9 protein-coding genes and 2 tRNA genes are annotated in these 7,590 nt (G+C 69.9%); 8 read left to right on the top strand and 3 right to left on the bottom strand.

Going from position 1 to position 7,590, the window contains the following annotated elements; all coding sequences use genetic code 11:
- The first annotated feature begins 698 nt into the window (after window positions 1-698).
- On the top strand, window positions 699-1,808 hold the full coding sequence (locus Asi03nite_RS35090; protein WP_203684824.1) for an IolE/MocC family protein: 1,110 nt from the start codon (window positions 699-701) through the stop codon (window positions 1,806-1,808).
- A 55-nt stretch (window positions 1,809-1,863) separates the two neighbouring features.
- Here Asi03nite_RS35090 and Asi03nite_RS35085 read toward each other — a convergent pair whose 3' ends face one another.
- Window positions 1,864-2,187 (bottom strand): hypothetical protein, encoded by a 324-nt coding sequence (locus tag Asi03nite_RS35085; protein WP_203684823.1) that lies wholly within the window; start codon window positions 2,185-2,187, stop codon window positions 1,864-1,866.
- Between the two features lie 210 nt (window positions 2,188-2,397).
- Here Asi03nite_RS35085 and Asi03nite_RS35080 point away from each other — a divergent pair.
- The 7 genes from Asi03nite_RS35080 (at window position 2,398) to Asi03nite_RS35050 (ending at window position 6,371) form a co-directional block, all read left to right on the top strand.
- A tRNA-Asn gene (locus tag Asi03nite_RS35080) sits at window positions 2,398-2,470 on the top strand.
- A gap of 372 nt (window positions 2,471-2,842) precedes the next feature.
- Entirely contained in the window at window positions 2,843-4,105 is a 1,263-nt protein-coding gene (locus Asi03nite_RS35075; RefSeq protein WP_203684822.1) for an NAD(P)/FAD-dependent oxidoreductase, read from the top strand.
- Between the two features lie 16 nt (window positions 4,106-4,121).
- Window positions 4,122-4,295 (top strand): hypothetical protein, encoded by a 174-nt coding sequence (locus Asi03nite_RS35070; protein ID WP_203684821.1) that lies wholly within the window; start codon window positions 4,122-4,124, stop codon window positions 4,293-4,295.
- Between the two features lie 47 nt (window positions 4,296-4,342).
- Window positions 4,343-4,416 (top strand) — tRNA-Ile (locus tag Asi03nite_RS35065).
- Window positions 4,417-4,709: 293 nt separating this feature from the next.
- Window positions 4,710-5,309 (top strand): DEAD/DEAH box helicase, encoded by a 600-nt coding sequence (locus Asi03nite_RS35060; RefSeq protein ID WP_239103155.1) that lies wholly within the window; start codon window positions 4,710-4,712, stop codon window positions 5,307-5,309.
- 15 nt (window positions 5,310-5,324) lie between these two features.
- Window positions 5,325-5,795 carry a helix-turn-helix domain-containing protein gene (locus tag Asi03nite_RS35055; protein ID WP_203684820.1) on the top strand — a complete coding sequence of 157 codons (471 nt, stop codon included), beginning with the start codon at window positions 5,325-5,327 and terminating at the stop codon, window positions 5,793-5,795.
- Between the two features lie 9 nt (window positions 5,796-5,804).
- Complete coding sequence (locus Asi03nite_RS35050; RefSeq protein WP_239103154.1) at window positions 5,805-6,371, top strand: PIN domain-containing protein; 567 nt, start codon at window positions 5,805-5,807, stop codon at window positions 6,369-6,371.
- On the opposite strand, the gene Asi03nite_RS35045 is transcribed toward Asi03nite_RS35050, so the two are convergent.
- On the bottom strand, window positions 6,260-7,396 hold the full coding sequence (locus tag Asi03nite_RS35045; protein ID WP_203684819.1) for a hypothetical protein: 1,137 nt from the start codon (window positions 7,394-7,396) through the stop codon (window positions 6,260-6,262). The two genes, Asi03nite_RS35050 and Asi03nite_RS35045, sit on opposite strands and share 112 nt — an antisense overlap.
- Window positions 7,396-7,530, bottom strand: coding sequence for a hypothetical protein (locus Asi03nite_RS38710; RefSeq protein WP_275409523.1), 135 nt, complete (start codon window positions 7,528-7,530; stop codon window positions 7,396-7,398). The genes Asi03nite_RS35045 and Asi03nite_RS38710 overlap by 1 nt, the downstream gene beginning before the upstream one ends.
- Window positions 7,531-7,590: the final 60 nt, after the last annotated feature.

Below are 7,590 nucleotides of genomic sequence, written 5' to 3'. Positions count from 1 at the left end.
GGCGGGCCGGGGCTGAAGTCGCTCGGCGGCGGGCCGGGGCTGAAGTCGCTCGGCGGCGGGCCGGGGCTGAAGTCGCTCGGCGGCGGGCCGGGGGTGGACTCGCTCGGCGGCGGGCCGGGGCTGGAGTCGCTCGGCGGTGGGCTGGCCGACCCGGGTGCGGACCCGGGTGCCGGCCGATGGCCGGGCGTGGCCGGGTGCGCACCTCGCGGCGGTCCGGCGGCCCAGTCGTGCCGGCCATCGGAATCAAAGGGGGGCCGGCGGGCTCGGCGGCAGGCGCAAGGCAGGCGTATGCCCCGTGCGAGGGCACGGGGCATACGCACGAGCAGCCGAGCATTGCATGTCCATTTGTTCAGATAGCGCACACATGTAGATGTCCGAAAACGCTCTCCGCAGTGCGCCGGAACATCGCCACCCGCTGGTCATCCGGCACACAGAGATCGCCGATCACCTATGGGAACGACGGGTTCGGATCATGAATCCGCCGGTCACGCTGTCGCACGGCACGTGTGCCGGTGATCCGTGACGCGCCGCACGCTCGTACCGGAGAGCAAGACATTCCAGGACGGAGGCGCCATGGCATCCGGGCGGCGGGGTAACGGTAGATCTGGAACCGTGCCGGGGATGGTCCATACTGGAGGCGTCAGCACGGGCCGATGCACGTGCACCTGCACGGGTCGACTCGTCCGGGGAGGAAATTGATGCGGCTGCGACACCCCTCCGGCCGGATCGTGCACCTCGCCTGCGGTGTCAGCCTAATCGAAGCGCGGACCCCCGCCGAGGCGTTCCGCATGCTGGACGCGGCCGCCGCCGACCTGCGGGCCGGTCTGAGCGGGCACACCGGCGGGACCGGCACGCTGGGCATCGCCCTCCGCCTGCCGCACCCGCTCGCCGCCGCCCTCGTCGACGACGGGCGCGCCCGTACCCGGCTGCGTGCCGAACTCGACGCCCGGAGCCTCGAGGTCCTCACGCTGAGCGGCGGACCCGACGCCGAGGGCGGCGGCGAGGCCACCGGCACTGCGGCCGGAGCCGGTCCCGGCGCTACGGAAGGCGTCACAGGCGATCCCCGTGTGACCGAAGGCGGCTCCCGCATGACCGGAGAGGGCTCGGGCGGCGCCCGTGTGGCGGAAAGCGGCACGGGCGGCTGCGGCTCGCCGAACGGTGACCCCTCGCCGAACGGTGACCCGGAGAACGGTGACGACGCGGAGGGCGGCATCCCCGACTGGAGCGACCCGGCCCGCCTCCAGCACACCCTCGACCTCGCCCGCATCCTGGTCGACCTGCTCCCCGAGGACGAGGTCCGCGGCGCGGTCAACACCTGCGGCCTGGGCCGCCGCGCGGGCTGGGACGACGCCCGGGAACGCGCCGGCGCCCGCCACCTCGGCCGTCTCTCCGGACGCCTCGCCGACCTGGCCTGGCGCGTGGGCCGCGCGGTTCGCGCCGGATTCCAGCCCCAGCAGGGGTACGTGCTGGACAGCCCGGAGGACACCGTCGCCGCTCTCACCCGGGTCGACAAGGACCGGCTGGGCGTCTGCCTGGACCTGGCCCGGGTGGTCCGCGACTGGCCCGCCCCGGAGGCCGGCGTCGACCGGCTCACCGACGCCGGCCTGTCGGTGATCACCGTCCGCATCACCGAACCGTCGGCCGGCTGGCAGCCGGTGCTGCGTCACCTGCTCGCGGCCGACACCGCCCGCACCGAGTACATCGAGGTGGACGGCCACGGCCCGGCAGCGGCCGACCTGGCGTACGTCATGGGGCAGTTGACCACCATCGGCCTGGTCCCGGAAAGCGAACCCTGCGCCACGCAGTGAGAACCGAAAAAGGCCGCCTCCGAACGAGGCGGCCTCTTCCGTGGGGTCGAACCGGTCAGAGCGTGCCGCCCGGACCCTTGGTGGTGCTGGAGCCGGAGAACGTGTCCGACGGCGCCAGGAGCTCGTCCGTGGACGTGCTGTCGGTGTTGTGGGTGGTGCCCAGCTTCTCGCCGAGCTTGGACGACTGCAGCTTGTCCTTGCCCTCGGTGTACAGCTTGTTCGCCTGGGCCTGCGCCACGCCGGCGGCCTCCTGGACCGTCGGGTGCTCCCAGAACTTCTGGGCGTTCGCCCGGATCTCCTCGTACTTCTCGCGGCCGGCCCGGCTGCCCAGGACGAAGCCCGCCGCGAGACCGCCGAGGAACAAGAGCTTTCCGCGCATGATGGCGGCTCCTTCCGTGTCGTGACGCGCATGCGTCTGCGGGCGTGCATACCCATCCTGCCGCGCTGATACTCCCGGCACCGGTGTTTCACTCCTGTTGCCCGCAGTCACACCCGCCGGAGGGCGGCGCGGGGGATACCCGTTCGCGCGGAGCCCGGGTGGTCGTGTAATCTCTTCTCCGTCGCCAGGGAAACCCGGCGACGAGCACGATCCCCTGTAGCTCAATTGGCAGAGCAGCCGGCTGTTAACCGGCAGGTTATTGGTTCGAGTCCAATCGGGGGAGCTTTACTTCGGGGCCCGCTCATGGCGGGCCTTTGTTGTTTCTCCGGCCCGCGTGCCGCCTGCCCGTTGTTCCACCACCATGCGTGCCGCTCGCGCGTTGTTTCTCCGGCCTGCGCGCCGCTCGCGCTTTTTCTCCGGCCCGCGCGCCACTCGCGTTTTTTTCTCAGGACCGCGTGCCGCTCGCGCTGGAGATCAAGACCCGATTGCGGGGGTACGAGCGTGAGCCGCCGCACCGGAAGCGGCCGGTTCCGAGCGCGATCACGGTGGCGCGGTGCTCCCGCCGTACCCCATGGTGGGGTTGCTCTTTCGCCTCCTTGGCCCCAAGTGCGCGATTACGCTGGGGTCTGCGTTGTTCGCTCACAGTGAGGTGGTTATGTCGCAGCCGGTCGAGGTGGACGTCGTCATCGTCGGCGGCGGGCTCGCCGGGCTGTCCGCCGCTCGCCGCCTCGACCGCGCCGGCGTCGAATGGCTGCTCGTGGAAGGTTCCGACCGCCTCGGCGGGCGCGTCGCGACCGAGATCGTCGACGGCTGGCACCTGGACCGCGGCTTCCAGTGGCTGAACACCGCCTATCCTCGCCTGCCCGCGCTGGTCGACGTGGACGCGCTGGAGATGCGCTACCTCACCGCGGGCGTGCTGGTGCGCCGCGGCGGCAGCCTGCACCGCCTGGAGAACCCGCTGCGCGAGCCGCTGACCACCCCGCGGACGCTGCTGTCCGGGGTCGGCTCGCTCACCGACCGGCTCAAGTTCGCAGCGCTGGCCACCCGCTGCGCCACCACCCCGGCCGAGAAGCTGCTGGACGCCCCGGAGACCACCACCCAGGAGATGCTGCGCAAGGCCGGGCTGTCGCACCGGATGATCGAGGAGGTGCTGCGGCCGTTCCTCTCCGGCGTCTTCGCCGACCGGTCGCTGGACACCTCCAGCCACGTGACAGCGATGATGCTGCGCTCGTTCACCCGCGGCCGCATCGGGGTGCCGGCCGCCGGGATGGCCGCGCTGCCGGCCGCCGTCGCCGGCCCGCTACCGTTCCCGCAGTTGCTGGTCGGCGCCCGCACGCTGAGCGTCGGCCCCGGCATCGTGGTCACCGAGGGCGGTGAGATCCGCTGCCGGGCGGTGATCGTCGCCACCGACCCGGTGACCGCCTCCCGGTTGCTCCCGCAGCTGCCCAAGCCGGACATGCACGGGCTCACCACGTTCTACTTCGGTGCCGGCCACGCCCCGATCGACGAGCCGATCCTGCTCCTCGACGGCGACCGGCGGGAGATCGTCGCCAACACCGTGGTGATCAGCAACGCGGCCCCGGAGTACGCCCCCGGCGGCCGCAGCCTGATCGCCGCCACCGTGGTCGGCGTCTCCGCCCCGTCCAGCGCCTCGGAGGCGGTGATCCGCGTCGAACTGGCCCGGATGTACGGCGCCCCGACCGGCGACTGGGACCTGCTCGACGTGATCAGCATCCCGAACGCCCTGCCCGCCGCCCGGGTCCCGCAATCGTCCCTGCGCAAGCCGGTCGCCCTCGGCGACGGCCTCTTCGTCGCGGGTGATCATCGCGACAGTCCGTCCATCCAAGGCGCCATGGCCGGCGGCTGGCGCACGGCCGGTCAGGTTCTGACATCCTTGGGCGCCCGGGCCGGAGTCTGAACCAAGGAGACCACAGATGAGCGACCTGAACCCGGAAAATTTCGCCGAATTCACCACCCAGGACGGCCCGGAGCCACCCAGCCTGAGCGAGGAGGACCTCCCCGCGATCGTCGACCTGCAGCCGCCGGACATGGTCACGGACCCTCGACACCAAATCGTATTGTTGCCACAGACGCTGGTGGAGCAATAGATCGCTAGCTGCCGGAGCGGGGCACGGGATAGTATCGCCGCCGGTACGGGGCGGTAGCTCAGTGGGTTAGAGCAGGGGACTCATAATCCCTCGGTCGCGGGTTCGAGTCCCGCCCGCCCCACTTCGTGCCTGGCCTGCGTGTTCACGCAGGGCGGATGTGGCATTGCACGAACCGCGGGTCGCTCGGGTGTTGTCCCGGGCTGGATGTGGTAGATGGGTACATGCCGAAGAGTCGTGGTCGTCCCGCGGGACGAGCCAAGCTGAGGCACCCGCAGCGTCCGGTGCGTGAGTTGTAGTTGTCGGACCGGTTGATGCGTGACGCGGTGACGATCGTTTCCGAGGACAGTGTGCTTGAGATCGAGCGGTGGGCCAGTGGCTGGCTCGTCGGCCGGCTGCTGGGTGACTCGTACCCATGTGATCCTCGATCTTCGTAGTGAGGATGAGACCCAGTTCCGGGCTGATGAGCAGAACCTGTCGTCACCGGGCGCACTGGCGGCCGTGTACCGCTCCCTGACCGGTGATGAAGCACGAAACGCCCAGATCATCGACGATGTCGCGGCTGCCCTCGCCAAGGGGCGCAACTGTCTCGTGCTGACCCGCCGGGTCGCCCATGTCGAGACTCTGGCTTCACTCCTGGCGGATCGCGGACATCAAGCGCTCCTGCTGCAGGGCGGCATGACCGCCGCGGATCGGCGTGCTGCAGTCGACCGGCTCGCCGAGGCGAAGGCCGGCGACGGGATCGTGGTTATCGGTACCACGCCGTTCATCGGCGAAGGTTTCGACGCACCCGTACTCGACACCCTGTTCCTGGCCGGGCCCATCTCCTTTCGACGGCCTGCTGATCCAATGCGCCGGCCGGGTCATCCGCGCGGCGCCCGGCAAGGACGTCGCGGAGGTGCACGACTACCACGATGCGGCGACGCCGATCCTTGCCGTCTCGCTGCAGCGCCGTATGCCCGGCTATCGGGCGGTGGGCTTCGCCAAGCCGTAGCGGATTTCGGATTTTTCGAATAGCGGTATGCTGGCTTCATGTCGAGCACCCTGCGTGAACGGACCGTCCTGCCACCCGAAAACCCCGCCGACCTGGTGCGCTTCGCGCGCGGTCTGGCCGAGGCCCAGGCTCCCGCCCGAGCGAAGCTGGTGGGCCCGGACGGATCGCAGCTCGACATCCCGGCCGAACTCTACGAACTGCTGCGCGACGTCGTCGGTGCCCTGTCCCAGGGCATGGCCATCTCGATCGCCCCGCACAACACGATGCTGACCACCCAAGAAGCCGCTGACCTGCTCAACATCTCACGACCCACGCTGGTCCGCCTACTCACCGACGGCGAGATTCCGCACAGCCTGCGCGGCCGACACCGACGAGTCCTACTGCGTGACATCCTCGACTACTCCGAACGCACCCGCACCGAACGCCGCCGCGCCCTCGACCAGATGGCCGCCGATGCCGAGGACGACGACCTGTACCAGATCACCCTCGACTCACCGCCGTCGAGGTGACAGCCGGTCATGGTGGCGTTCCCGGCGTTCCTGGACACCTGCGTGATCTACCCCGCCTACCTTTGCGACACGCTGCTTCGCCTCGCCGAAGCCTCCGCGTACCGACCGCTCTGGTCGGCGGACGTCTTCGCCGAACTGCGTCGCAACCTCATCGAGCGTGGGCTGCCACCGGATCGGGTCGATCGGCGGCTGGGCCAGATGAGTCGGTCATTTCCCGACGCCCTGGTCACCGGCTACGAGTCACTCATTGACGGCATGACGAATCACCCGAAGGACCGCCACATTCTGGCTGCCGCCGTACGCGCCAACGCCGAAGTCATCGTCACCTTCAACCTCAGCGACTTCCCCGAGCCGGCCCTCAAGCCCTTCGACATCGCAGCCATCCATCCCGACGATTTCCTCCTCGACCAACTCGATCTCTACCCCGGCTTGACCATGGAAGTGCTCCGTCACCAAGCCGCGTCTTACCAACGAGCGCCGAACACCGTGCCGGAGATCCTCGTCCTTCTACAGCGCACCGGCGTGCCCAGATTCGCGGGTGAAGTGCGACGCCATCTTGGTCCCCCGGCCTGGTAGCCCAGCCGTCCGAGCCGGCCGCGTCGAAGGCCGGGGAAGCATGATCGGTCCGCAAATGGTCCGCGCTCGCGCGAGTCGCGGCCTGGTCCAGGCGGTCCGCGACCTGGTCCAGGTCGTCCTCGAAGAGGTCCGCGTAGACGTCGAGCGTCATGGCCGCGGAGGCGTGGCCGAGCATCCGCTGGACGGCCTTGACGTTGGCGCCCACAGTTCAACCACGCCTCGACCACGCCGGCCGCGACGCCACCGGCCAGGGCGCGGACGATGGACCAGATGGCCGAGCCCTTGCCCGAGCCGGTCGCACCGACGATCAATACTTGGGTGCCGAACAGGCGCAGCCGGTAGAGGCCGCCGTCTTCCTGGACCCCGATCGGCAGCGCCGTGAAGTCCGGCACCGCCGGGACCGGGAACGGGTCGATGGTCTCGCTGAGGGTGTCGCCGCGCATGAGGACCAGGACAACGCTGCCGTAGCTGGGGCCGGGGATGGCCTTGACCTGACGGACCCCGAACGTCTGCGCCAGCCGCTCGCTCGCCTTGGCGAAGTCGTCCGGGATCTGCCCGGTCACCATGCGGACCAGGACTTCGTCGCAGCCGCCGGCCCGGCAGCGCACGCGGCGGATCTGCGGGATGATCGTGCGCTTGTCGTAGGAGATCGACAGGTTCGCGGTGACCATCGCGGCCATCCACCGCCGCCGATAGACGAAACGCCGCACCTTGGCCAGGGCCGGCCACCAGCCGAACCGCAGCCACGACGGCCGGTGCGCGAAGGACCAGCCGGTCGCCGCAGCCGCGGTCCCGCCGACCAGTAAGGCGAGGGCCTGCCAGCCGTGAGCCAGGTAGAGCCACGTCAGCCCGGTCAGCGGCAGCGTGGCGTACCAGTGCCGGATGTAGTTCGTGACCGTCCAGTAGAGGGCCTTGACGATCTCCCAGACGACGACCAGCCAGATCGGGAGCTTCACGAACGGGGTACGGACGTTGAGCGGTGCGACCGGGACCGTCTCGCCCCGGATGACGTTGATCAGCGGCATCAGCGCACCGCCGTGCCCAGGTCATCGGCGGTCAGCGCCTGACGGATGCGATCGAGGCGTTCGGCGTCGCTGACGTCGGGAATCAGCAGCGCCCACGCCTCGATCCGGCCGACCAGCGTGGCGTACCGGTACACCGGGCGTATGACCTGCGCCGATGACCGTCCCGTGCGTGAGTTCCGAGGCGTGCAGCGCAT

Source organism: Actinoplanes siamensis (genome assembly GCF_016862395.1).
GTDB lineage: Bacteria > Actinomycetota > Actinomycetes > Mycobacteriales > Micromonosporaceae > Actinoplanes > Actinoplanes siamensis.
The sequence above is the reverse complement of the archived record's forward strand: the minus strand, read 5'-3'. Positions and strand labels throughout refer to the sequence as shown.

Excerpts from the sequence above, each read along its gene's own strand:
- Asi03nite_RS35090 (WP_203684824.1), top strand. The coding sequence starts at position 699 with ATGCGGCTGCGACACCCCTCCGGCCGGATCGTGCACCTCGCCTGCGGT.
- Asi03nite_RS35085 (WP_203684823.1), bottom strand. The coding sequence starts at position 2,187 with ATGCGCGGAAAGCTCTTGTTCCTCGGCGGTCTCGCGGCGGGCTTCGTC.
- Asi03nite_RS35075 (WP_203684822.1), top strand. The coding sequence starts at position 2,843 with ATGTCGCAGCCGGTCGAGGTGGACGTCGTCATCGTCGGCGGCGGGCTC.
- Asi03nite_RS35070 (WP_203684821.1), top strand. The coding sequence starts at position 4,122 with ATGAGCGACCTGAACCCGGAAAATTTCGCCGAATTCACCACCCAGGAC.
- Asi03nite_RS35055 (WP_203684820.1), top strand. The coding sequence starts at position 5,325 with ATGTCGAGCACCCTGCGTGAACGGACCGTCCTGCCACCCGAAAACCCC.
- Asi03nite_RS35050 (WP_239103154.1), top strand. The coding sequence starts at position 5,805 with ATGGTGGCGTTCCCGGCGTTCCTGGACACCTGCGTGATCTACCCCGCC.
- Asi03nite_RS35045 (WP_203684819.1), bottom strand. The coding sequence starts at position 7,396 with ATGCCGCTGATCAACGTCATCCGGGGCGAGACGGTCCCGGTCGCACCG.